The organism is Mycolicibacterium iranicum (genome assembly GCF_014190915.1).
GTDB classification, from domain to species: Bacteria; Actinomycetota; Actinomycetes; order Mycobacteriales; family Mycobacteriaceae; genus Mycobacterium; species Mycobacterium iranicum_B.
On the sequence record NZ_JACHVU010000005.1, the window covers coordinates 194,313 to 216,537 of the forward strand.

Consider the following 22,225-nt stretch of genomic DNA (forward strand, 5'->3'; position numbering starts at 1 on the left):
GTGGCACACCTGCGCACAGCGGTGACTCTCGGACTCGCGCTGGCCCTGACGGCATGTCAGGGCCAGCCGGTTTCCGACGACATGGACAACCAGTCCGAGGTCACCGCCACCAGGCCTGCCCCGCAGATCCGTCACGACACCGACGAGCTCGCCACCACGTTCCCCGCACTCGGAACGCCGGCGTCGGCGTCCTGGATCAGCTGGGACAACAGCGACACCCCCGAGCCGACGCGGCTCGCCCTGTCGTGGACCGACGCCGTCGTCCAGGTGGCGCCCGAGACGATGGTGGGCCTCGTGGAGCGCTACGACGCCGAAGACCTCGGACATCGCCCCGCGGTGCAGAAGGTTCTCGAACCCGAGCTGCCGCCCGGGCCCTTCCTCACCGGAGTGGAGCTCAACATCTTCTTCGGCGGGCCCCGCAGGAGCACCCGGGTCTTCCTCGACCCTCCGGTCAACACCGTCGTCCTCCAGTCCAGCGTGGCCGGTCCCGCCAAGTGACGCGCGCCTGGTCGGCGCTCATGGTGGCGGTGGCGGTCGCCGGCTGCACGCCCGATCCAGTCGATTCGCCCTTCCACGAAATCCGTACGGACAGTGCGCCGCTGACCACGCGCTTCCCGGCCATCGGCACGCCCGTCTCGGCCCGGTGGGTGACATGGCACTCAGAGGACGCAGCGGTGCCCGGGCCCACCACCTATTGGATCGACGCCGTTCTCACTCTGAACCCGCAGACCACCGCGACGCTGACAGGCCTCGACCCCACCGCCCAGGGGAGGACGCCGAGCGTGGCGGAGGCGTTACGCCCGGAGGTGTCCGACGGCCCGTTCCTCACCGGACCGGCGCTCGATGCGGCGATGAGCGCGCACGGGTGGACGGCCGGCGCTTATCTGGACGCCGCGCGAAATCAGCTCGTGCTCAACGCCTTCGACGATTAGGCGACGGCCAGCGTCACGTACCGCCTCGAGTCGGTGGGCAACAGGCCCAACTGCCGGTACACATTCGGGCGCCACACCTGCGCCTGGGAGTTGACGACGATGCCGCCCAGCGCCCAGCCGTGCATCTGGCCGTCGCCGATGACGACCGTCAGATCGGCGGTGGGATCCTGCGACAAGAGCTTGTCGCGGAACGCGATCGCGCCCGGATACAGCTTCTCCAGCGTGCCGATGTACACCGTCGTGGGGGGCAGTCCGGTCAGGTCCTCGCCCGCGATCGGATTGACCCGTGGGTCGTCCATACTCCAGTTCCCGTTCCACCGCGGGCCTTCCCCGGGCGCGTGCCGCGGCAGGATCGGATCGTCGATGGCGTCGACCTCCGGGCCCTTCAGGGTCAGGTGCAACGCGGGGGAAACCAGCACCATGCGCGACGGCTGAGCCTGCGAGGGCACGCAGGTGACGTCGATCCTGCAGCGGCGCAACATCTCCTGCACCGCCAGCACCGCGTAGGAACCGCCGGCCGAGTCGCCGTACAGACTGACGTTGTCGACTCCGTGCTCGGCGATCAGCATCGCCAGGTAGTCGGCCATCGGCGGCACGAGCGTCTCGGCAGTGCCCGTGCTCTTGGGTGGCGCGAGGGGATAGATCGGCACCAGCACCGTGGCCCCGGTGTCGCGGGCCATCTGCGCGTAGTCGGTCCAGTGCAGGATATTGGCCTCGGACTCGAACCCGCCGCCGTGCAGTGCGACGACCACTTCGCCCGACGGGGTCGGCGACGCGATCTCCCACACCTTCCACCCGTTATACGAGCGCTCCGTGACATCGAGGCCCAGCGTGAACAGCGGTGGGGGATCGGCGAGGATCGACGCCCCGGCGAGACCGCTGAGGAGTTTAATGCCGGTGGTCTCGTTGAGCCAGCGCAGCGTTCGCAGGATGCCGACCACCAATTGGTCGCTGTAGGAGGGTGATTCGGTGGTGATCGTGACGGGCCCGGCCGCGACATCGTTGAGCCCGAGCTGACGGTAGATGTCCGGACGGACCTTCGGGGCCGCCGAATTGACCGCCAGCCCGCCCAGCGCCCAATCGTGGAACTGCCCGCGGCCTACGACGGTCGAGACCACACCGCCCGCGGCCGTCCATTTGTCGTGCAGCAGCAGCGTGTCCGGAAGCGCGTATTCGAGCTCGCCGACATAGACCGTCGTCGGCGGAAGCGCGGCGAACACCTCGTCCTCGAAGAACAGCGGGCTCAGCAGCGGGTCGCGGGGATCGAGGCCGTCACCCCAATGGTTTTCGCGGGTATAGAAGTCGAGGTTGTCGACATCGATGATCGGGTCGTCGATGTCGTAGATGTCCGGGTTCGACAGGGAGCCGTCGGGGGTGAACGACAGCAGCACCATGTTGGCGGGCAACGGCTTGCCGGCGAGGACGAGTTCGCGGACGGCCGCCAGGGCCAGCGACGGGCCGGCCGAGTCGGCGTAGATGCTGACGTTCTCGGCGCCGTGTTCGTCGATCTGCGCCGAGAAGAACTCCGCCATCGCCGGCACGACCGTGACCGCCGTCCCCGCTTCCGTCGTTCCGAGCGGGTACATGGGCACGATCACGGTCGCACCCGTGTCGCGCGCCATGTCGGCGTAGTCGAGCCAGTGCGTGATGAGCGGTTCGACGATGAAGCCGCCGCCGTGGACGGCGATGACGGTCTTGCCGGTCGGGTTCGGCGGGTGAATTTCCCAGACCCTCCAGACGCTGCCGTCGGATACCTCGAAATCCGTTCCGCGAACGTCGAGTCCGGGTTTGACGAACCACGGTGGTCTCTCGCTCTCGAGGACCTTCCCGATGAGGCCGTACAGGTCGAATCTGATGAAGCTGGAGATGCCGCGCATGACGCGCAGACTGGCCACGACCAGCTGATCGAAGAACGTGGGCGGCTCGGTGTAGACGACCTCGTTCGTCGCCGCTGCGAGGGCGCCCGTCGTGACGGTGGTTTCGACGTCGACGTCGACGTGCATGTCGAGGTCGCGCCGCGACCCGGCGGTGGCCGAGAGCAGCTGCGCCGCCGCGACGGGTGCGGTTGCCTGGTCGGGTTCTTCGTCGCGGGACACCGCGGAAATCTCGTCGGCGACGTCGACCACCGTCGTGGTGTCGTCGTCGTCCGCGTCCTGCTCTGAGCCGTCGAAGTCCGCCTCGGCGTATGCGACGTCGTTGCGGGCGTCGTTGTTCAGGGCATCGTCGACGACTTCCTCGTCAACGTCCTCGGCGACTGCAGCGACGTCGGCGTCTTCCTCGCCCGCGTCCGCGTCGTCCCGGTCTCCGGCGTTCTCCGGTTCAGCCCGGGGCGGCGTCTGCTCATCGCCGGCGTCGCTCTCCTCGGCGGAGGGACCCGCGTCGCGCTGTTCTGACGAGTCGGCGCCGGTGTCGTCTGCCGAGGCCACCCCGCAGCCGAATCCCATGAACACCGCCGCGCCGACCCCCGCCGCGACAGCGAAATTCGCGCCTTTGCTCATTGTTGTGCCTCCCCGCTCTTGTAGAACTATGAGGCGCGGCCCTGCGGCAGTCAACGTTTGCCTGCCTCGACCGACCGGGCACTGGATTAGGCTCGCCCGGTGCTCATCGTCATCGAAGGTGTGGACGGCGCAGGCAAGCGGACGCTGACCGACGGTCTGCGTCGGTCGTTCGAAGCGGACGGACGCTCGGTGACGACGCTGGCCTTTCCGCGCTACGGCGCTTCGGTCCATGCCGACGTCGCCGCCGAGGCGCTGCACGGCAAGCACGGCGACCTCGCGGACTCGGTCTATGCCATGGCGGTGCTGTTCGCGATGGACCGGGCCGGGGCGCGGGATGAGATCGCGCGGCTGACATCGGAGTACTCCGTGGTGATCCTGGACCGCTACGTCGCATCCAACGCCGCCTACAGCGCCGCGCGGCTGCACCAGGGAGTCGACGGCGAGGTGGTCTGCTGGGTGCGCGACCTCGAGTACGGACGGCTGCAGCTGCCGCACCCCGAGTGGCAGATCCTTCTCGACGTCCCCACGGAGCTGGCCGCCCAGCGTGCGGTCAACCGGGCGGCCGAAAAAGCGGACCGGGCCCGCGACGCCTACGAACGCGACGATGGGCTGCAGCGGCGCACCGGTGCGGTGTACGGCGAGCTGGCGGCGTCACAGTGGGGTGGCCCGTGGGTCGTCGTCCCGCCGGAGGTGGACGCCGCCGAGCTCGCGGACCGACTGAAAGCGCCGTAGCCGAGCGAATCGACACCTCTGCAGATATGCTCCGCCTCGGGGAGGCCGCTTCGGCGGCTGGTCATATGAGGGGGAATCGTTGCTCGCATCGACTCGTACGCCGGCGGCGCCGTTACGGACCTTGGACGACATGCTGATTGCGATCAGGTCGGCGAGTGAACGTTTCGATCAGGGCCGGTACATGGAGGCCAAGTCGCTGGCAGGTCATCTGTGCACGCTGCTGCACCATTCGGACCGGTCGGAGGCGCTGATCGACAGGCTCGGCCTGCACGATGCGCTGACCTGGGTCGACACTGCCGGTGTGCCCAACCCGAAGGTCCCGTGCTCGACGGCGGGCCTGACGCTGATGCGGATCCGCAGCCGCCATCGCGGTTCGGGTGAGTTCGTGCCGAAGCTCGCGATGTACCCGCCGGTGCCGATCCGCACCCGCAGCGGCGACCAGATCTTCAGCGGCTCGCGGATCCCGTTCGACCACTGGTGGACGAACCCCGTCGTCAAGGACGCCGACGGTGCGGAGTACTCGCGCAAGCAACTTGTGCTCGCCCTCGCCGAGGCGCACGACCCCGAGGCCGAAGCCGCCCACGACGCGCTGGAGCACAGCCCGTCGCTGGGGTGGGTCGTGGCGGCGGGCCCGGGGCCCGACAAGCCGCTGTGTGCGAACCCGGTCATCGCCAGCGTCCGGCAGATCGGTTACGAGGTCCTGCAGTCGATCACCGAACAGCGCGACATCATCGAGGCCGCCCCGCTGACCTAGCCGCGCGGGCGCGATGCGGCTCGGCCACACGTGAGGCCGCTCAACTCGCAAAACACCCCGCGTGGTAACAGAGCTTTATCGCCATCTGGTGACACCATGGACACCATGAGGCAAAGGATCCTGGTAGTCGACGACGACCCTTCGCTCGCCGAGATGCTCACCATCGTGCTGCGGGGGGAAGGGTTCGACACCGCGGTCATCGGTGACGGCACCCAGGCGCTGACCGCCGTGCGCGAACTGCGACCAGACCTGGTGCTGCTGGACCTCATGCTGCCCGGCATGAACGGCATCGACGTCTGCCGCGTGCTGCGCGCCGATTCCGGCGTCCCGATCGTCATGCTGACCGCAAAGACCGACACCGTCGACGTGGTGCTCGGCCTGGAATCCGGCGCCGACGACTACGTGATGAAGCCGTTCAAGCCCAAGGAGCTGGTGGCCCGGGTGCGTGCCCGGCTGCGCCGCAACGAGGACGAACCGGCAGAGCTGCTCTCCATCGCCGACGTCGACATCGACGTCCCCGCGCACAAGGTCACCCGGCAGGGTGAACAGATCTCCCTCACGCCGCTGGAGTTCGACCTTCTGGTGGCGCTGGCACGCAAACCGCGCCAGGTGTTTACTCGTGATGTGCTGCTCGAACAGGTGTGGGGATATCGCCACCCCGCCGACACTCGTTTGGTGAACGTGCATGTGCAGCGGCTGCGCGCCAAGGTCGAGAAGGACCCGGAGAATCCGCAGGTGGTGCTGACCGTTCGAGGAGTGGGATACAAGGCCGGACCTCCGTGATTGGTCGGCTCGCCGACGCCGTGATCGGCCCGCCCGCCGACACGGTGATCGGCCTGCCCGCCGACACGGTGATCGGCCTGCCCGCCGACACGGTGATCGGCCTGCCCGCCGACGCCGTGATCGCGGCACCACGCCCATGATCTTCGGCTCCAGGCGGCGCATCCACCGTCGGTCGGCCCCGCTGATCCGCGGTCTGGGTGTGCTGGGCCGGGCGCTGAGCCTGGCGTGGCGGCGCTCTCTGCAACTGCGTGTCGTCACGCTGACGCTGGGGCTGTCGCTGACCGTCATCATGGTTCTCGGCTTCGTGCTGACCAGCCAGATCACCGACCGCATCCTTGAGGTCAAGGTCGGTGCGGCCACCGAGGAGATCGAACGCGCCCGCACCACGGTCAGCGGCATCGTCGGCGGCGAGGAGACCCGCTCCCTCGACAGCAGCCTCCAGCTGGCCCGCAACACCCTCATCGATCGCAAGGCCGATTCCGGGCCGGGGCTGGCCGGGACGTTCGACGCGGTGCTCGTCGTTCCGGGTGACGGGCCCCGGGCGGCCACCGCGGCCGGTCCGATCGACCAGGTCCCGAACACGTTGCGCGACTTCGTCAAAGCCGGACAGGTCAGCTACCAGTACGCGACCGTCCACACCGACGGCTTCTCCGGGCCGGCCCTGGTCATCGGCAGCCCGACCTCGTCACCGGTCACCAACCTCGAGCTCTACCTGATCTTCCCGCTGAACAACGAGGACTCCACGATCGCGCTGGTGCGCGGCACGATGGCCACCGGCGGCATCGTGCTGCTCGGTCTGCTCGCCGCCATCGCGTTGCTGGTGGCCCGCCAGATCGTGCTGCCGGTGCGGTCGGCCTCGCGGATCGCCGAACGTTTCGCCGAAGGGCACCTCACCGAACGCATGCCGGTGCGCGGCGAAGACGACATGGCGCGGCTGGCGGTGTCGTTCAACGACATGGCCGAGAGCCTGCACCGCCAGATCACCCAGCTCGAAGAGTTCGGAAACCTGCAGCGCCGCTTCACCTCCGACGTCAGCCACGAACTGCGGACACCGTTGACGACCGTGCGCATGGCTGCCGACCTGATCCACGACCACGCCGAGGACCTCGACCCGGCCCTGCGCCGCTCGACCGAGCTGATGGTCAACGAACTCGACCGGTTCGAGTCGCTGCTCAACGACCTGCTGGAGATCTCACGCCACGACGCCGGCGTCGCCGAGCTGGCCGTCGAAGCCGTCGATCTGCGCTCCATCGTGCAGAGCGCACTGGACAACGTCGGCCACCTCGCCGACGCCGCCAGCGTCGAGATGATCGTCGACGTGCCGGCCGAGGAGATCATCGCCGAGGTGGACCCGCGCCGCGTGGAACGGATCCTGCGCAACCTCATCGCCAACGCGATCGACCACGCCGAGCACAAGCCGGTGCGCATCAGGATGGCCGCCGACGTCGACACCGTCGCGGTCACGGTGCGCGACTACGGCGTCGGCCTGCGGCCCGGTGAGGAGAAGCTCGTCTTCAGCCGGTTCTGGCGTGCCGACCCGTCGCGTGTGCGGCGTTCCGGCGGAACCGGTCTCGGCCTGGCGATCAGCATCGAAGACGCCCGGCTGCACCAGGGGCGGCTGGAGGCCTGGGGCGAACCGGGCAAGGGTGCGTGTTTCCGGCTGACCCTCCCGCTGGTGCGCGGGCACAAGGTCACCAGCAGCCCGCTGCCGGTCAAACCGATCGAGCGCTCGGCGGGTGCGCCGAGCCGCCGCGTGCGCGAGCCGGCAGGGGAAAGCGTGTGACGCGCGTTCTGGCCGCGCTGGTCTCGGTGCTGGCGCTGGTCCTGGCCGGCTGTGCGGGGGTTCCGAGTTCGTCGTCGCCCCAGGCGATCGGGACCGTCGACCGGCCGCCGCCTCCGAGCCTGCCGAAGCCGACGCCCGCGATGGACCCGGATGTCCTGCTGCGTGAATTCCTCAAGGCCACCGCCGATCCCGCGAACCGGCATCTGGCCGCCCGGCAGTTCCTCACCGAATCCGCCTCCAGCAGTTGGGATGACGCGGGCAGCGCGCTGCTGATCGACAACGTCGTCTTCGTCGAGACCCGGTCACCCGAACGGGTCGCGGTGACCATGCGCGCCGACATCCTCGGGTCGCTGTCGGACATGGGTGTGTTCGAGACGGGTGCTGGAGCGCTGCCCGACCCCGGCCCCATCGAACTGGTCAAGACCTCGGGCGGCTGGCGTATCGACAAGCTGCCCAACGGGGTGTTCCTGGACTGGCAGCAGTTCCAGGCCACCTACAAGCGGCACACGCTGTACTTCGCCGACCCGACGGGTAAGACCGTCGTCCCGGATCCGCGCTACGTGGCGGTGTCCGAACCCGACCAGGTGGCCACCGAACTGGTGAGCAAGCTCGTCGCCGGGCCGCGGCCCGAGATGGACAAGACGGTGCGCAATCTGCTCGGCCCGCCGCTGCGTCTGCGGGGGCCCGTCACCCGCGCCGACGGCGGGAAGACCGGGATCGGTCGCGGCTACGGCGGTGCCCGCATCGACCTGGAGAACCTGTCGACGACCGATCCGCACAGCAGGCAACTGCTTGCCGCGCAACTCATCTGGACGCTGTCCCGCTCGGGGATCAACGGCCCCTACGTGATCAACGCCGACGGCGCCGCGCTCGACGACCGGTTCGCCGAGGGATGGGACACCGGAGACGTCGCCGCCACAGACCCCGGGGCCCTCGACGGTGCCGCCGCGGGCCTGCACGCCCTGGTCGGCGGGTCGCTGGTGCGGCTCGACGGCCAGCGCGCACCCCGCGTCGCAGGACCCTTCGGCCAGATGCCCAACCAGGTGGCGGCCTCGCTGTCGCGGTCGGGCCAGGAGGTCGCGTCCGTCGTCATGCTGCGGCCCGGCGCACCGGACATGACCTCGTCGCTGTGGGTGGGTCCGTTGGGCGGCAACGCCTCTCAGACGATGGACGGCCGCAGCTTGAGCCGGCCGAGCTGGTCGCTCGACGACGCGATCTGGGTCGTCGTGGACGGCAACAACGTCGTGCGCGTCATCCAGGACGCCTCCGGGCAGCCCGCCCGCATCCCCGTCGACGCGGCCGCGGTGCTGACGCGGTTCCCCGGCGGGATCGCCGACCTCCAGCTCTCCCGCGACGGCACCCGCGCGGCGATGGTGATCGACGGCAAGGTGATCCTCGCCGGGATCGAGCAGACCCCGAACGGCGGCTTCGCGCTGACCTATCCGCGCCGGCTCGGGTACGGGCTCGGCGAGACGGCCGTGTCGCTGTCCTGGCGGACCGGCGACGACATCGTCGTCACCCGGACCGATCCGCAGCATCCGGTGTCCTACGTCAACCTCGACGGCGTCAACTCCGACGGGCCGAGCCGCAATCTCCTGATGCCGGTCAAGACGGTCGCGGCCAACCCGTCGGCGGTCTACGTCGCCGATGGCCGGGGGGTGCTGCAGCTGTCCGGCTCGGCTGCCGAGGACCCGGCCTGGGCCGAAGTGCGGGCACTGATGGCGGCCGGAGCGGTCCCGGTGCTGCCCGGCTGACGCAGAACGTGCCGCCGGAACAGCCCTCCGTCGGCCAGTCAGGAAGAGGTGCGCAATGTCTGTGGAGGTGTCTCGGAAAGCAGTCCTGGCCGGCGCGGGTGCCGGCCTGGCGGCGATCGCGGTGGCGGCCTGCTCGGGTGGTTCGGACTCCGGCGGCAACGCGTCGGAAGCGGGGGAGCCGCAGGCCCCATCGGATGCCCCGTCGTCGGCACCTCCGGGCGGCGACGCGCTGGCGACGACGGCGGAGGTGCCGGTCGGGTCCGGGGTCATCGTCGGCGAGGTCGTGCTGACCCAGCCCGAAGCCGGGCAGTTCAAAGGCTTCTCCGCCGTGTGCACACACAGCGGGTGCCTGCTCAACGAGGTCGCCGACGGCACCATCAACTGTCCCTGCCACGGCAGCAGGTTCAGCCTCGACGGCGACGTCGTCAACGGCCCGGCGAAGCGGCCGCTCGAGCCGGTGGCGGTGCAGGTGCAGGGCGACTCGATCGTCGCGGGGTAGTTGCGACGCCCCGCAGCTGATCCGCGGGGGCGGCCCGTGTCGGAGGGTGCCCGCAGACTGGCGGCGTGCTCGATCTCGTCCTCCCGCTGCAGTGCGGTGGCTGCGACGCGTCGGCGACGGCATGGTGCGCGGCGTGCGAGCGGGAGCTCGCGGTCAGGCCGGACGAACCACACCTCGTCACGCCCCGGGTTGATCCCGGCGTGCCGGTGCTGTCGCTGGGGCGCTTTGCCGGTGCGCGCCGCAAGGCGATCGTCGCGCTCAAGGAGCACGGCCGCGCCGATCTGGTTCGCCCGCTCGCGACCGCCCTGCAGACCGCGCTCGATCACCTGCTGACCTGGGGCGTGCTGGACGCGCCCTTCACCCTCGTGCCGGCCCCCACCCGCCGGTCGGCCGCCCGCCGCCGCGGCGGTGACCCGGTGACCCGCATCGCCCGGTCCGCCACACAGGGAACCCCGATCGCGGTGGCCCCCGTCCTGCGCCTCTCGGCGTTCACCCGGGACTCCGTCGGGCTGTCCAGCGCCGCCCGGCAACGCAACGTCGCCGGGCGGGTCCGTCTCGGCGCCGCCGTCGCAGGACCCGTCGTGGTGGTCGACGACGTCGTCACCACGGGCGCCACCGCCACGGAGTCGGTCCGCGTCCTGCAAACCGCCGGTGCCGAGGTGGTCGCGGTGCTCGCGCTGGCGAACGCGTGAGCGCCGCGGATCCGTTACCCCCAGATCAATCACGCGTGAAGAACTGAAAACAGGTGGGCTGAATTAGTGGCACGGCAGATGAACAGCGACTACCGTCGGCACCAATCATCCGTGAACATTTCACGGCGGCGCTGCGGATGCGGGCGCCGATATCGCGCTACGCGGTAGGAGGTGATCAGTCGACACCTTGCACCGGCGAGCGGCGCGACCAGATATGCCCCGTCGGCGCGATTTCTTCCCGGCCGGCACGTGTGAACGTGCGTACGCGAGAGAATCGAGTTGCCAAGTATGACAAGTCATTCCGTGAAATCCGACAGCACGATGCTGATGGACTCCGACCCTACGAGCGAATCGTCCGACCTTCCCAACGCCGAGGTCGTGGTCAAGGGCCGCAACGTCGAAGTTCCTGAGCATTTCCGGACCTACGTCGCCGAGAAACTCTCCCGACTCGAACGTTTCGACCGCTCGATCTACCTGTTCGACGTCGAACTCGACCATGAGAAGAACCGTCGCCAGCGCAAGAATTGCCAGCACGTCGAGATCACCGCCAGAGGCCGCGGACCCGTGGTGCGCGGCGAGGCGTGCGCCGACAGCTTCTACGGCGCCTTCGAAGCCGCGGTGAGCAAACTCGAGGCCCGCCTGCGCAAGAGCAAGGACCGCCGCAAGATCCACTACGGCGACAAGACACCGGTGTCGCTGCACGAGGCGACCGCCCTGGACCACCTGGAGAGCGGGTTCGCGCTCCCGGCCGGCGACGCCGCGGCGCCCGGCCAGCAGACCGAACCCGTCGACGAGCACGAACCCGGCCGCATCGTGCGCACCAAGGAGCACCCGGCCACCCCCATGACCGTCGACGACGCCCTCTACGAGATGGAGCTGGTGGGCCACGACTTCTTCCTCTTCCATGACAAGGAGAGCGATCGCCCGTGTGTCGTCTACCGGCGCCACGCCTATGACTACGGGCTGATCAAGCTCGCCTGAGCCGATCGCACCGAAAAATCCCCCGGGCAGTGCGCCCGGGGGATTTTTGTCGGCAAGGCGGCACGACCGTCACGCGCAACCAGGGATTTCGGCGCGTCGCCTACGATGGGTCCCGTCTCTTGCGATGCCGCATCCGACGAGAACAGACGAGAAAAAGGGTTATCAGCGTGCTGTCGAAGTTGCTCCGTATCGGTGAAGGCCGCATGGTCAAGCGCCTCAAGGGGGTGGCTGACTATGTCAACACCCTGTCCGACGACATGGAGAAGCTCTCCGACGCCGAGCTCCGCGCCAAGACCGAGGAGTTCCGCGGCCGGTTGGAGAACGGCAAAGAGGACCTCGACGACCTGATGCCCGAGGCGTTCGCCGTCGCCCGCGAGGCGGCGTGGCGCGTGCTTAACCAGAAGCACTTCGACGTGCAGGTCATGGGCGGCGCCGCGCTGCACTTCGGCAACGTCGCGGAGATGAAGACCGGTGAGGGCAAGACCCTGACTGCGGTGCTGCCCGCCTACCTCAACGCGCTGTCCGGCAAGGGCATGCACATCGTCACGGTCAACGACTACCTCGCCAAGCGCGACGCCGAGCAGATGGGCCGCGTGCACCGCTTCCTGGGGCTGGAGGTGGGCGTCATCCTGTCCCAGCTCACCCCGGACCAGCGCCGTGCCGCCTACGCCGCCGACATCACCTACGGCACCAACAACGAGTTCGGCTTCGACTACTTGCGCGACAACATGGCGCTGCGGCTCGAAGACTGTGTGCAGCGCGGCCACAACTTCGCCATCGTCGACGAGGTCGACTCGATCCTCATCGACGAGGCCCGCACCCCGCTGATCATCTCCGGCCCCGCCGACGGCGGCTCGAACTGGTACACCGAGTTCGCGCGCCTGGCGCCGCTGATGGAGAAGGACGTCCACTACGAGGTCGACATCAAGAAGCGGGTCGTCGGCATCAACGAGATCGGCGTCGAGTTCGTCGAAGACCAGCTGGGCATCGAGAACCTCTACGAGGCCGCGAACTCCCCGCTGATCAGCTACCTGAACAACTCCATCAAGGCCAAGGAGCTCTTCGAGCGCGACAAGCACTACATCGTCCGCAACGGCGAGGTGCTGATCGTCGACGACTTCACCGGCCGCGTGCTGATCGGCCGCCGCTACAACGAGGGGCTGCACCAGGCGATCGAGGCCAAGGAGCACGTCGAGATCAAGGCCGAGAACCAGACGGTCGCCACGATCACGCTGCAGAACTACTTCCGCCTCTACGACAAGCTCGCCGGCATGACCGGTACCGCCGAGACCGAGGCGGCGGAGCTGCACGAGATCTACAAGCTGGGCGTCGTGCCGATCCCGACGAACCGGCCGATGATCCGCACCGACCAGTCCGACCTCATCTACAAGACCGAGGAAGCCAAGTTCATCGCGGTCGTCGACGACGTCTCCGAGCGCTATGAGAAGGGCCAGCCGGTGCTGATCGGCACGACGAGCGTGGAGCGCTCGGAGTTCCTGTCGCGCCAGTTCGAGAAGCGCCGTATCCCGCACAACGTGCTCAACGCCAAGTATCACGAGCAGGAGGCCGGGATCATCGCCGAGGCCGGTCGCCTCGGCGCGATCACCGTCGCGACCAACATGGCCGGTCGCGGTACCGACATCGTGCTCGGCGGCAACGTCGACTACCTGCTGGACCGCCGACTGCGCCAGCGCGGCCTGGACCCCATCGAGACCGCCGACGAGTACGAGCAGGGCTGGCACGAGGAGCTCGCGCACGTCAAGGAGCAGGTCTCCGCGGAGGCCAAGGACGTGATCGCCGCCGGCGGGCTCTACGTGCTCGGCACCGAGCGCCACGAGTCGCGGCGTATCGACAACCAGCTGCGCGGCCGCTCGGGACGCCAGGGCGATCCCGGTGAGTCCCGCTTCTACCTGTCGCTGGCCGACGAGCTGATGCGCCGCTTCAACGGCGCGACGCTGGAGACGCTGCTGACGCGGCTGAACCTGCCCGACGACGTGCCCATCGAGGCGAAGATGGTCTCGCGGGCGATCAAGAGCGCCCAGACCCAGGTCGAGCAGCAGAACTTCGACATCCGCAAGGAAGTCCTGAAGTACGACGAGGTGATGAACCAGCAGCGCAAGGTCATCTACGCCGAGCGCCGCCGCATCCTCGAAGGCGAGAACCTCGCCGAGCAGGCCGAGAAGATGCTGGTCGACGTCGTCACCGCCTACGTCGACGGCGCCACCGCCGAGGGGTACTCCGAGGACTGGGACCTGGAGAAGCTGTGGGAAGGGCTCAAGCAGCTCTACCCGGTCGGCATCGACCACCACGACCTCATCGACAGCGACGCCGTCGGCGAGCCGGGGGAGCTGACCCGCGCCGAACTGCTCGACGCGCTGATCGCCGACGCCAAGCGCGCGTACGCCGCGCGCGAAGCCGAGATCGAGGAGATCGCCGGCGAGGGCGCGATGCGCCAGCTGGAACGCAACGTGCTGCTCAACGTGCTCGACCGCAAGTGGCGCGAGCACCTCTACGAGATGGATTACCTGCGCGAGGGCATCGGGCTGCGTGGGCTGGCCCAGCAGCGTCCGGAGGTCGAGTACGCCCGCGAAGGCTACGACATGTTCGTCGGCATGCTCGACGGCATGAAGGAGGAGTCGGTCGGGTTCCTGTTCAACGTGCAGGTCGAACGTGCTCCGGCCCCCGCGGTGTCCGCGCAGGCCACCCCTTCGGGGCTCGCCGAGTTCGCCGCGGCCGCCGCGCAGCAGGGCGGTGCGGTGGCGACCAAGGAGCGTCCGCCGGCCGTGCGCGCCAAGGGGATCGACGACCGGGCTCAGCCGCTCACCTACTCAGGGCCGTCCGAGGACGGGTCGGTCGAGGTGAAGCGCGAGGGCGGCGCGGCGCCGACCGGCGGCGGCACCCGCAAGGAACGCCGCGAGGCGGCGCGTCAGCAGCAGAAGGCCGGCAAGCACGCCAAGCGGCGCTGATCACCCGATCTGCAGGGCCACCAGCCGCCAGGAGTCGCGGTCGCGTTCGATCCGGCCGGCGACGGCGTGCACCCGCCCGCTGCGGGTGAACGACGCGAACACCTCCGCGGCGGTCACCTCGTCGGTGTCGCCGGGGTCGATGGAACGGACACGGACCCGGCGCAGCGTGGCGCTGCCGGTGCGTGGCGCGCTCGCACGGGCGACCACGCAGTCGATCAGCAGCGGTGTCATCAGCGGCCGCAACTGGGCGAGCGGCCGGCGGCGGTCGATCACCTCGAACACCCGGCGCAGGGCGGTCTCGGCGAACACGACCGCAGCGCGTGGCGGTGCGACCTCGTGGCCCGGCGGTCGGTGGCGTCGTCCCGCCCCCGAGGACGGACGCGCCGCGCGATGCAGCGCAGGACCGGACGGCGCCGGGCACGACCGTGGTGACAGTGGCTGCGGGGCCGGTTCGTAGTCGATGACCGGCGACGTCGTCCACGCGGCACTCGTCGCGGGCGCGGCGGGAATGGGGGATGAGGGCATGACGGATCTCCAGCGTTCGGCGGGCCGCTGCTGGAGAGTCGCAGCCCCACCATGATCGCACGCACCTCAGACCCTGGAGAGCACCCGTTATGCGGAAGATCAGAAACTGCGGATAACGTGACAGGGTCTGACTTTTGTTGAGGGATCAAGGGAGGCTGCGCCGCACATGGTGACCAGGTTGTCGGCGTCCGATGCGTCCTTCTACCGCCTGGAGAACTCGTCCACCCCGATGTACGTCGGGTCCCTGCAGATCCTGCGCAAGCCGCGCAACGGCCTCAGCTACGAGACATTGCTGGCCACTGTCGAGCGGCGCCTGCCGCAGATTCCGCGGTACCGGCAGAAGGTCCGGGAGGTCTCCTTCGGCCTGGCGCGCCCGGTCTGGATCGACGACCGGGACTTCGACATCACCTACCACATCCGGCGTTCGGCCCTGCCGTCTCCGGGCACCGACGCCCAGCTGCACGACCTGATCGCGCGGCTGGGTTCCCGGCCCCTGGACAAGTCGCGGCCCCTGTGGGAGATGTACCTCGTCGAGGGGCTGGCGAAGAACCGGGTCGCCATCTACACCAAGTCACATCAGGCGCTGGTCAACGGCATGACGGCCCTCGAGATCGGTCATGTGATCGCCGACCGGACGCAGAAGCCGCCGGAGTTCGGCGAGGACATCTGGATCCCCGGGCGTGAACCCAGTGATCGGCAACTGCTGATCGGTGCCGTCGGCGAGTGGATCACGCGACCGACCGCGCAGATCGCCGCCGCCCGCAACGCCGTGGCCGAGACCGTGACCAGTACCGGCCACCTGCTCGATCTCGGTCGCCGTGTCGCCGACGTGGCCCGCACCGTGGCCCGCGGAACCGCTCCCAACAGCCCGCTGAACACCACGGTGTCGCGCAACCGGCGCTTCTCCGTCGCCACGGGCAGCCTCGACGAGTTCCGCATCGTGCGCGCCCGCTACGACTGCGACGTCAACGACGTGGTGCTGGCGATGGTGGCCGGCGCGCTGCGCAACTGGCTGCTCTCACGCGGGGAGCCGGTGACCGCGACGACGACCGTGCGGGCGATGGCGCCGATGTCGGTCTATCCCGACGCCGAGATCGATTCGTCGAGCCCCGGCCAGGCCATCCGCGAGGTGACGCCGTTCCTGGTGGATTTGCCTGTGGGAGAAGCCAATCCCGTGATCCGCCTGTCACAGATCGCCCACGCCACGGAGTCGCACCCCACCGCGTCCACACTGGTCGACGCCCGCACCATCGTCACGCTGTCGGGGTTCGCGCCGCCCACGTTGCACGCCATGGGCATCCGGGTGGCCACCAGTTTCTCGGCCCGGCAGTTCAATCTGCTGGTCACCAACGTGCCCGGCGCCCAGAACCAGATGTACGTCGCGGGCACCAAACTGCTGGAGACCTACGCCGTGCCGCCGCTCCTGCACAACCAGACGCTGGCCATCGGGGTGACCTCCTACAACGGCATGCTGTATTTCGGGATCAACGCCGACCGCGACGCGATGAGCGACGTCGAGATGCTGCCCAGCCTGCTGCGGGAAGCCCTTGATGAACTGGTGGAAGCCGCACGGTGACGGTTTCGTAGCGCGGCAGGAATTGACGCAGCAACGTCATCAGAGTCGAATGGTTCGAATGTCGACATTTGAAGACGAACGCACGGCCGCTGCCGTCCCCGCCGCCGCGGGGACGACCGCCGAGCCCGTCTCGCACCCGGTCCTGGACGTTCCGCTGGTCGACGACGAGTTCAATCGGTCCCGGGGAATGGACTGGGTCGTCTTCGGTGTCACCGCGGTCATCGCCTTGGCGTTCCTCACCTGGGGATTCCTGAGCACCGAATCGCTGGCCAACGCGTCGAGTTCGGCGCTCACCTGGGTGATGGACAACACCGGCTGGTTGTTCGCGCTCACCAGCACCGGCTTCGTCGTGTTCGTCCTCTACCTGGCGCTGGGCCGGTACGGCACCATCCCGCTCGGCCGCGACGACGAGAAGCCCGAGTTCAACGGCGTCTCCTGGGTCGCGATGATGTTCAGCGCGGGCATGGGCATCGGTCTGATGTTCTTCGGCGTCGCCGAACCGCTGTCGCACTTCGCCACCCCGCCCCCGGGCACCGGGCCGGAAGGCAACGCCGAGGCCGTCCAGAATGCGATGGCGACCACGCTCTTCCACTGGACCCTGCACCCGTGGGCGATCTACGCCGTCGTCGGTCTGGCCATCGCCTACGGCGTCTACCGCAAGGGCCGCCTGCAGCTGATCAGCGCCGCGTTCGAGCCGCTGCTCGGATCACGCGCCAACGGGCCGTGGGGCAAGGTCATCGACATGCTGGCGATCTTCGCCACGCTGTTCGGTTCGGCGGCCTCCCTGGGCTTGGGCGCACTCCAGATCCGCAGTGGCCTGCAGATCGTCGCCGGCATCGGCGAGACCGGCAACGCGATCCTCGTCGTCATCATCGCGGTGCTGACCGTGTGCTTCGTGCTCTCGGCGGTGTCGGGGATCGCCCGCGGCATCCAGTGGCTCTCCAACATCAACATGGTGCTGGCCCTGCTGCTGGCCATGTTCGTGTTCGTCGTGGGTCCGACCGTGTTCATCCTCAACCTGCTGCCGACGTCGCTGGGTAGCTACTTCGCCGACCTGAACATGATGTCGGCACGCACCGGCGCCGAGGGCGCCGACGTCAACGCGTGGCTGCAGTCCTGGACGATCTTCTACTGGGCGTGGTGGGTGTCGTGGACGCCGTTCGTCGGCATGTTCATCGCGCGGATCTCGCGCGGCCGCACCATCCGTCAGTTCGTGGGCGGCGTGCTGTTGGTTCCCAGCGTCGTCTCGCTGGTCTGGTTCGCCATCTTCGGCGGCGCGGCGATCAACGTGCAGCAGGGCGGCACCGACCTCGCCGGTGAGGGCGGCGTCGAGCAGCAGCTGTTCACACTGCTCGACCAGTACCCGATCGCGACGATCGCGAGCATCGTCGTCATGGTCCTCGTCGCGATCTTCTTCGTCTCCGGCGCCGACGCCGCGTCGATCGTGATGGGTTCGCTGTCGCAGAGGGGCACGATCCACCCCAGCCGCAGCACCGTCGTGTTCTGGGGTGTGGCCACCGGCGCCGTGGCCGCGGTGATGCTGCTGGTCGGCGGAGAGGACGCGCTGACCGGTCTGCAGACCATCACGATCATCGCCGCCCTGCCCTTCCTTCTGGTGATGGTCGGTCTCTCCGTGGCGCTGGTCAAGGACCTGCGCCACGATCCCAAGGTGGTGCGTCGCGAATACGCCGCCGAGGCCGTCAACAGCGCGGTGATCTCCGGGGTCACCCAGCACGGCGACGACTTCATCATCTCGGTGGAGAAGGACCCCAACTGCGGGGACGGTTCGAAGTCGAGTGGCTGCTAAGAAGGCGCCCAAGAAGGGCAAGATCCCCGGCGACGTCTACGAGGCCGAACTGTTCCGTCTCCAAACGGAATTGGTGAAGCTGCAGGAGTGGGTCCGCACGACCGGCGCCCGCGTCGTCATCGTGTTCGAGGGTCGCGACGCCGCGGGCAAGGGCGGCACGATCAAACGCATCACCGAGTACCTCAGCGCCCGCGTCGCCCGGATCGCCGCATTGCCCGCACCGTCGGATCGTGAACGCGGGCAGTGGTATTTCCAGCGCTACATCGCCCACCTGCCCGCCATGGGCGAGATCGTCCTGTTCGACCGGTCCTGGTACAACCGGGCAGGCGTCGAGAAGGTCATGGGGTTCTGCACGCCGGCAGAACATGCGCTGTTCCTGCGGCAGACCCCGATCTTCGAGCAGATGCTCATCGAGGACGGCGTGATCCTGCGCAAGTACTGGTTCTCGGTGTCCGAGGACGAGCAGCTGCGGCGGTTCAAATCCCGCCTCGACGACCCGGTGCGGCGGTGGAAGCTCTCCCCGATGGATCTGGAGTCGGTGTACCGCTGGGAGGACTACTCGCGCGCCAAGGACCAGATGATGGTGCACACCGACACCCCGTTGAGCCCGTGGTACATCGTCGAGTCCGACATCAAGAAGCACGCCCGGCTCAACATGATCAGCCACCTGCTCTCGACCATCGACTACTTCGACGTCGACCATCCGAAGGTGAAGCTGCCGCGGCGGCCCGTCCGCAGCGGTGACTACCAGCGCCCACCCCGGGAGCTGGCCACCTATGTCGACGATCACGTCGCGACGTTGACGGGCGACAGAGAGTAGGCCGGTTACGCTCGCGTCGTGCGCGTCTACGTTCCCGCAACCCTGGCCATGCTGGCGCAGATGGTCGCCGACGGATCGCTGCGTCCGATCAACGGGACCGCGTTCGCGGTGACGCCGACGCTGCGCGAGGCCTACGCCGAAGGGGACGACGACGAACTCGCCGACGTGGCACTGCGCGAAGCTGCGCTGGCGTCGCTGCGGCTCCTCGGCCAGGAGGACGCCGGCAGCCTGCCGCTGCGGCGGGTCGTCATCGAGGCCGACACCGATTCGGAGGTGCGTCTGCGGCCCGACCTCGACGACGCCGTGGTTCGGCTGTCGGGGGAGGTGACGATGCCGCGGGTGATCGCGGCGTACGTCGACAACGCCGCCGCCGAGACGGCGGTGAAGGCCGCCGTGGAGGTGATCGACGCCGCGGATCTGGGAGACGAGGACGCCGAGCTCACTGTGGGCGACGCTCAGGACCACGACCTCGCGTGGTACGCGCCACAGGAGCTTCCGTTCCTGCTTGACCTGCTGTAGGACTGGGTACGCTACCGTAAGTTACGGAACCGTAGGTAAGCGTCCCGCCGCGTTCGGGGTGCTCCTCGACAAGCGCGATCCGGGCAGGAGCCGTCATGGCGAAGACCACAATCAAGACGACCGCGAAGGTCGCCGACACTGTGCGCCCCACCGTCGCCGGCGCCAGGGAACGGCCGGGCTGGCACCTGCTGCGCACCATCGCCGGGCGCATCACCACGCCGCTGCTGCCCGACGACTACCTCAAGCTCGCCAACCCGCTGTGGTCGGCGCGCGAGCTGCGCGGCCGCGTCGTCGAGGTCCGGCGGGAGACAGAAGACTCCGCGACCCTCGTCATCAAACCGGGGTGGGGTTTCTCGTTCGACTACGAAGCCGGGCAGTACATCGGCATCGGGCTGCTCGTCGAGGGCCGCTGGCGCTGGCGTTCCTACTCGCTGACCAGCAGCCCCGTCACCAGCAAGGGTTCGCGCACGATCACCATCACGGTCAAGGCGATGCCGGAAGGCTTCCTGTCGACACACCTCGTCGGTGGCGTGGAGCCCGGGACCATCGTCAGGTTGGCCGCCCCCCAGGGCAACTTCGTCATGCCCGACCCCGCGCCGGCATCGGTGCTGTTCATCACGGCCGGTTCGGGGATCACCCCCGTCATGTCCATGCTCCGGACGCTGGCCCGGCGCGATCAGATCGGCGACATCGTCCACCTGCATTCGGCGCCGACCGAGGCCGACGTGATGTTCGCCGACGAACTATCCCAGCTGGCCTACCGGCACAAGGGCTACCGCCCCCAGTTGCGCGCCACCCGCACCGACGGCCGCCTGGACCTGGCCCGGCTCGACGACGTCGTCCCGGACTGGCGCGGGCGCCAGACCTGGGCCTGCGGGCCGGAGGCGATGCTGGAAGCCGCCGAGCGGACATGGAAGGACGCCGGGATCACCGAGCGCCTGCACCTGGAACGCTTCGCGGTGTCCCGGGCCGCCGGGCACGGCAGTGGCGGCACGGTGACCTTCGCGCGGTCGGACCGGACCGCCGAGGTCGACGGTGCGACGTCGCTGATGGATGCGGGCGAGGACGTCGGCGTCAGAATGCCCTTCGGCTGCCGCATGGGGATCTGTCAGTCATGTGTAGTGGGGCTGCTGGACGGGCATGTCCGTGATCTGCGCACCGGTGCCGAGCACGAGCCCGGCAGTCGCGTGCAGACGTGTGTATCGGCGGCTTCCGGCGATTGTGTGCTCGACGTCTAGCCTTTACTGGGTAGTAACCTACGGCTTCGTAGGTTACGGTAGCGTAGGTAGAGAGAGGAGGCTGAATCATGGCGATTACCGACGTACCTGAGTTCGCGCATCTGACCGACGCGGACATCGAGGGACTGGCACGCGAGCTCGATGCGATCCGCCAGGACATCGAGGACTCCCGCGGCGAGCGCGACTCGCGCTACATCCGCCGCACCATCGCGTTTCAGCGCGCCCTGGAGGTCGCCGGCCGGCTGATGCTGGCGGGTAGCTCCAACCGGAAATTCTGGTGGGCGGGCACCACGACCCTGGGCGTGGCCAAGATCATCGAGAACATGGAGATCGGCCACAACGTCATGCACGGCCAGTGGGATTGGATGAACGATCCCGAGATCCACTCCTCGTCCTGGGAATGGGACATGAGTGGGGCCTCCAAGCATTGGCGCTTCACCCACAACTTCATGCATCACAAGTACACGAACATCCTCGGCATGGACGACGATGTGGGCTACGGCCTGATCCGCGTGACGCGCGATCAGCGCTGGAAGCCGATGAACGTGCTCAACCTGTTCTTCAACACGATGCTGGCCGCCGGCTTCGAATGGGGCGTCGGACTGCAGCATCTGGAGCTGGGCAAGATCTTCAAGGGTCGTGACGACCGCAAAGCCACGCTGAACCGCATCCGCGAGTTCGGCGTCAAGGCGGGCCACCAGGTCGCCAAGGACTATGTCGCCTACCCGGTCCTGACCTCGCTGTCGCCCGGCGCGACGTTCAGATCGACCCTGAAGGCCAACGTCGTCGCCAACATCATTCGCAACGTGTGGGCCAATGCGGTGATCTTCTGCGGTCACTTCCCGGACGGCGCGGAGAAGTTCACCAAGACCGACATGGTCGGGGAGACCCGCGGCGAGTGGTATCTGCGCCAGATGCTCGGCAGCGCGAACTTCGAGAACGGTCCGGTGCTGCGCTTCATGAGCGGCAACCTGTGCCACCAGATCGAGCACCACCTGTACCCGGATCTGCCGAGCAACCGGCTCTACGAGATCTCGCTGCGGGTGCGGGAGATCTGCGACAAGTACGACCTGCCCTACACCACCGGCCAGTTCCTGGTGCAGTACGGCAAGTCGTGGCGCACGATTGCGAAACTGTCGCTGCCGGACCGGTTCCTGACCGACACCCGCGACGACGCACCGGAGACCCGCAGCGAGCGGATGTTCGACGAGCTGGACCCGGCCGAGCGGCGGGGCCTTAAGTCGGCCATCGCCGCGGTGCGGACGCGCCGTCGTGCCAAGCTCGCCCAGAAGGCTGCCACCAAGATCGCGGCCTGACACCATCCAGATAGAGAACTCGCCCGCATCCCCGTCAGGGATGCGGGCGA

Annotated in this window: 20 protein-coding genes; 18 read left to right on the forward strand and 2 right to left on the reverse strand. The window is 68.4% G+C overall.

Annotation, left to right across the window (positions count from 1 at the left end):
• Entirely contained in the window at positions 1–498 is a 498-nt protein-coding gene (locus FHR72_RS13920; protein ID WP_183468911.1) for a hypothetical protein, read from the forward strand.
• Positions 495–932: a hypothetical protein gene (locus FHR72_RS13925; protein WP_183468913.1), complete on the forward strand. Its 438-nt coding sequence runs from the start codon at positions 495–497 to the stop codon at positions 930–932. The genes FHR72_RS13920 and FHR72_RS13925 overlap by 4 nt, the downstream gene beginning before the upstream one ends.
• On the opposite strand, the gene FHR72_RS13930 is transcribed toward FHR72_RS13925, so the two are convergent.
• Positions 929–3,430 carry an alpha/beta hydrolase fold domain-containing protein gene (locus tag FHR72_RS13930; RefSeq protein WP_260156029.1) on the reverse strand — a complete coding sequence of 834 codons (2,502 nt, stop codon included), beginning with the start codon at positions 3,428–3,430 and terminating at the stop codon, positions 929–931. The genes FHR72_RS13925 and FHR72_RS13930 overlap by 4 nt on opposite strands.
• A 99-nt stretch (positions 3,431–3,529) precedes the next feature.
• Here FHR72_RS13930 and FHR72_RS13935 point away from each other — a divergent pair, with 99 nt between their 5' ends.
• The 10 genes from FHR72_RS13935 to secA all read left to right on the forward strand — a co-directional run bounded on the left by FHR72_RS13935 (position 3,530) and on the right by secA (position 14,374).
• Positions 3,530–4,162 (forward strand): dTMP kinase, encoded by a 633-nt coding sequence (locus FHR72_RS13935; RefSeq protein ID WP_183468915.1) that lies wholly within the window; start codon positions 3,530–3,532, stop codon positions 4,160–4,162.
• Between the two features lie 130 nt (positions 4,163–4,292).
• Positions 4,293–4,916, forward strand: coding sequence for a hypothetical protein (locus tag FHR72_RS13940; protein WP_183468917.1), 624 nt, complete (start codon positions 4,293–4,295; stop codon positions 4,914–4,916).
• A gap of 96 nt (positions 4,917–5,012) precedes the next feature.
• A complete protein-coding gene (gene mtrA / locus FHR72_RS13945) occupies positions 5,013–5,699 on the forward strand; it encodes a two-component system response regulator MtrA (RefSeq protein ID WP_024448556.1) in 687 nt (228 codons plus the stop codon).
• Entirely contained in the window at positions 5,696–5,839 is a 144-nt protein-coding gene (locus tag FHR72_RS13950) for a hypothetical protein (RefSeq protein ID WP_183468919.1), read from the forward strand. Before mtrA ends, FHR72_RS13950 begins: the two co-directional genes overlap by 4 nt.
• Positions 5,836–7,482, forward strand: coding sequence for an MtrAB system histidine kinase MtrB (gene mtrB / locus FHR72_RS13955; protein WP_183468921.1), 1,647 nt, complete (start codon positions 5,836–5,838; stop codon positions 7,480–7,482). Before FHR72_RS13950 ends, mtrB begins: the two co-directional genes overlap by 4 nt.
• The gene (gene lpqB, locus FHR72_RS13960) at positions 7,479–9,236 is read left to right on the forward strand and encodes an MtrAB system accessory lipoprotein LpqB (protein ID WP_183468923.1); all 1,758 of its coding nucleotides are present in this window, start codon (positions 7,479–7,481) and stop codon (positions 9,234–9,236) included. The genes mtrB and lpqB overlap by 4 nt, the downstream gene beginning before the upstream one ends.
• 55 nt (positions 9,237–9,291) lie before the next feature.
• Positions 9,292–9,735: a QcrA and Rieske domain-containing protein gene (locus FHR72_RS13965; protein WP_183468925.1), complete on the forward strand. Its 444-nt coding sequence runs from the start codon at positions 9,292–9,294 to the stop codon at positions 9,733–9,735.
• 65 nt (positions 9,736–9,800) lie between these two features.
• The gene (locus tag FHR72_RS13970; RefSeq protein ID WP_183468927.1) at positions 9,801–10,427 is read left to right on the forward strand and encodes a ComF family protein; all 627 of its coding nucleotides are present in this window, start codon (positions 9,801–9,803) and stop codon (positions 10,425–10,427) included.
• 288 nt (positions 10,428–10,715) lie between these two features.
• Positions 10,716–11,408, forward strand: a complete 693-nt coding sequence (gene hpf, locus FHR72_RS13975; protein WP_183468929.1) for a ribosome hibernation-promoting factor, HPF/YfiA family — start codon at positions 10,716–10,718, stop codon at positions 11,406–11,408.
• Positions 11,409–11,575: 167 nt separating this feature from the next.
• Positions 11,576–14,374, forward strand: a complete 2,799-nt coding sequence (gene secA / locus FHR72_RS13980) for a preprotein translocase subunit SecA (RefSeq protein WP_183468931.1) — start codon at positions 11,576–11,578, stop codon at positions 14,372–14,374.
• Here the strand turns inward: secA and FHR72_RS13985 are convergent, their stop codons facing one another.
• Entirely contained in the window at positions 14,375–14,899 is a 525-nt protein-coding gene (locus FHR72_RS13985; protein ID WP_183468933.1) for an Rv3235 family protein, read from the reverse strand. It lies immediately after the preceding gene.
• A gap of 166 nt (positions 14,900–15,065) precedes the next feature.
• On the opposite strand from FHR72_RS13985, the gene FHR72_RS13990 reads away from it, so the two are divergent.
• The 6 genes from FHR72_RS13990 to FHR72_RS14015 all read left to right on the forward strand — a co-directional run bounded on the left by FHR72_RS13990 (position 15,066) and on the right by FHR72_RS14015 (position 22,175).
• Positions 15,066–16,475: a WS/DGAT/MGAT family O-acyltransferase gene (locus FHR72_RS13990; protein ID WP_183468935.1), complete on the forward strand. Its 1,410-nt coding sequence runs from the start codon at positions 15,066–15,068 to the stop codon at positions 16,473–16,475.
• 58 nt (positions 16,476–16,533) lie between these two features.
• Positions 16,534–18,282: a BCCT family transporter gene (locus FHR72_RS13995; RefSeq protein WP_183468937.1), complete on the forward strand. Its 1,749-nt coding sequence runs from the start codon at positions 16,534–16,536 to the stop codon at positions 18,280–18,282.
• Positions 18,272–19,102, forward strand: a complete 831-nt coding sequence (ppk2, locus tag FHR72_RS14000) for a polyphosphate kinase 2 (RefSeq protein WP_183468939.1) — start codon at positions 18,272–18,274, stop codon at positions 19,100–19,102. Before FHR72_RS13995 ends, ppk2 begins: the two co-directional genes overlap by 11 nt.
• An 18-nt stretch (positions 19,103–19,120) precedes the next feature.
• Positions 19,121–19,621, forward strand: a complete 501-nt coding sequence (locus FHR72_RS14005; RefSeq protein WP_396888443.1) for a DUF6912 family protein — start codon at positions 19,121–19,123, stop codon at positions 19,619–19,621.
• A 95-nt stretch (positions 19,622–19,716) separates the two neighbouring features.
• A complete protein-coding gene (locus FHR72_RS14010) occupies positions 19,717–20,859 on the forward strand; it encodes a ferredoxin reductase (RefSeq protein WP_183468941.1) in 1,143 nt (380 codons plus the stop codon).
• Positions 20,860–20,927: 68 nt separating this feature from the next.
• Positions 20,928–22,175: a fatty acid desaturase family protein gene (locus FHR72_RS14015; RefSeq protein WP_183468943.1), complete on the forward strand. Its 1,248-nt coding sequence runs from the start codon at positions 20,928–20,930 to the stop codon at positions 22,173–22,175.
• Positions 22,176–22,225 lie beyond the last annotated feature (50 nt).

Coding starts and splice junctions, on each gene's coding strand:
- FHR72_RS13930 (WP_260156029.1), bottom strand. CDS start 3,430: ATGAGCAAAGGCGCGAATTTCGCTGTCGCGGCGGGGGTCGGCGCGGCG.
- FHR72_RS13940 (WP_183468917.1), top strand. CDS start 4,293: ATGCTGATTGCGATCAGGTCGGCGAGTGAACGTTTCGATCAGGGCCGG.
- mtrA (WP_024448556.1), top strand. CDS start 5,013: ATGGACACCATGAGGCAAAGGATCCTGGTAGTCGACGACGACCCTTCG.
- mtrB (WP_183468921.1), top strand. CDS start 5,836: ATGATCTTCGGCTCCAGGCGGCGCATCCACCGTCGGTCGGCCCCGCTG.
- FHR72_RS13965 (WP_183468925.1), top strand. CDS start 9,292: ATGTCTGTGGAGGTGTCTCGGAAAGCAGTCCTGGCCGGCGCGGGTGCC.
- hpf (WP_183468929.1), top strand. CDS start 10,716: ATGACAAGTCATTCCGTGAAATCCGACAGCACGATGCTGATGGACTCC.
- FHR72_RS13985 (WP_183468933.1), bottom strand. CDS start 14,899: ATGCCCTCATCCCCCATTCCCGCCGCGCCCGCGACGAGTGCCGCGTGG.
- FHR72_RS13990 (WP_183468935.1), top strand. CDS start 15,066: ATGGTGACCAGGTTGTCGGCGTCCGATGCGTCCTTCTACCGCCTGGAG.
- FHR72_RS13995 (WP_183468937.1), top strand. CDS start 16,534: ATGTCGACATTTGAAGACGAACGCACGGCCGCTGCCGTCCCCGCCGCC.
- FHR72_RS14010 (WP_183468941.1), top strand. CDS start 19,717: ATGGCGAAGACCACAATCAAGACGACCGCGAAGGTCGCCGACACTGTG.
- FHR72_RS14015 (WP_183468943.1), top strand. CDS start 20,928: ATGGCGATTACCGACGTACCTGAGTTCGCGCATCTGACCGACGCGGAC.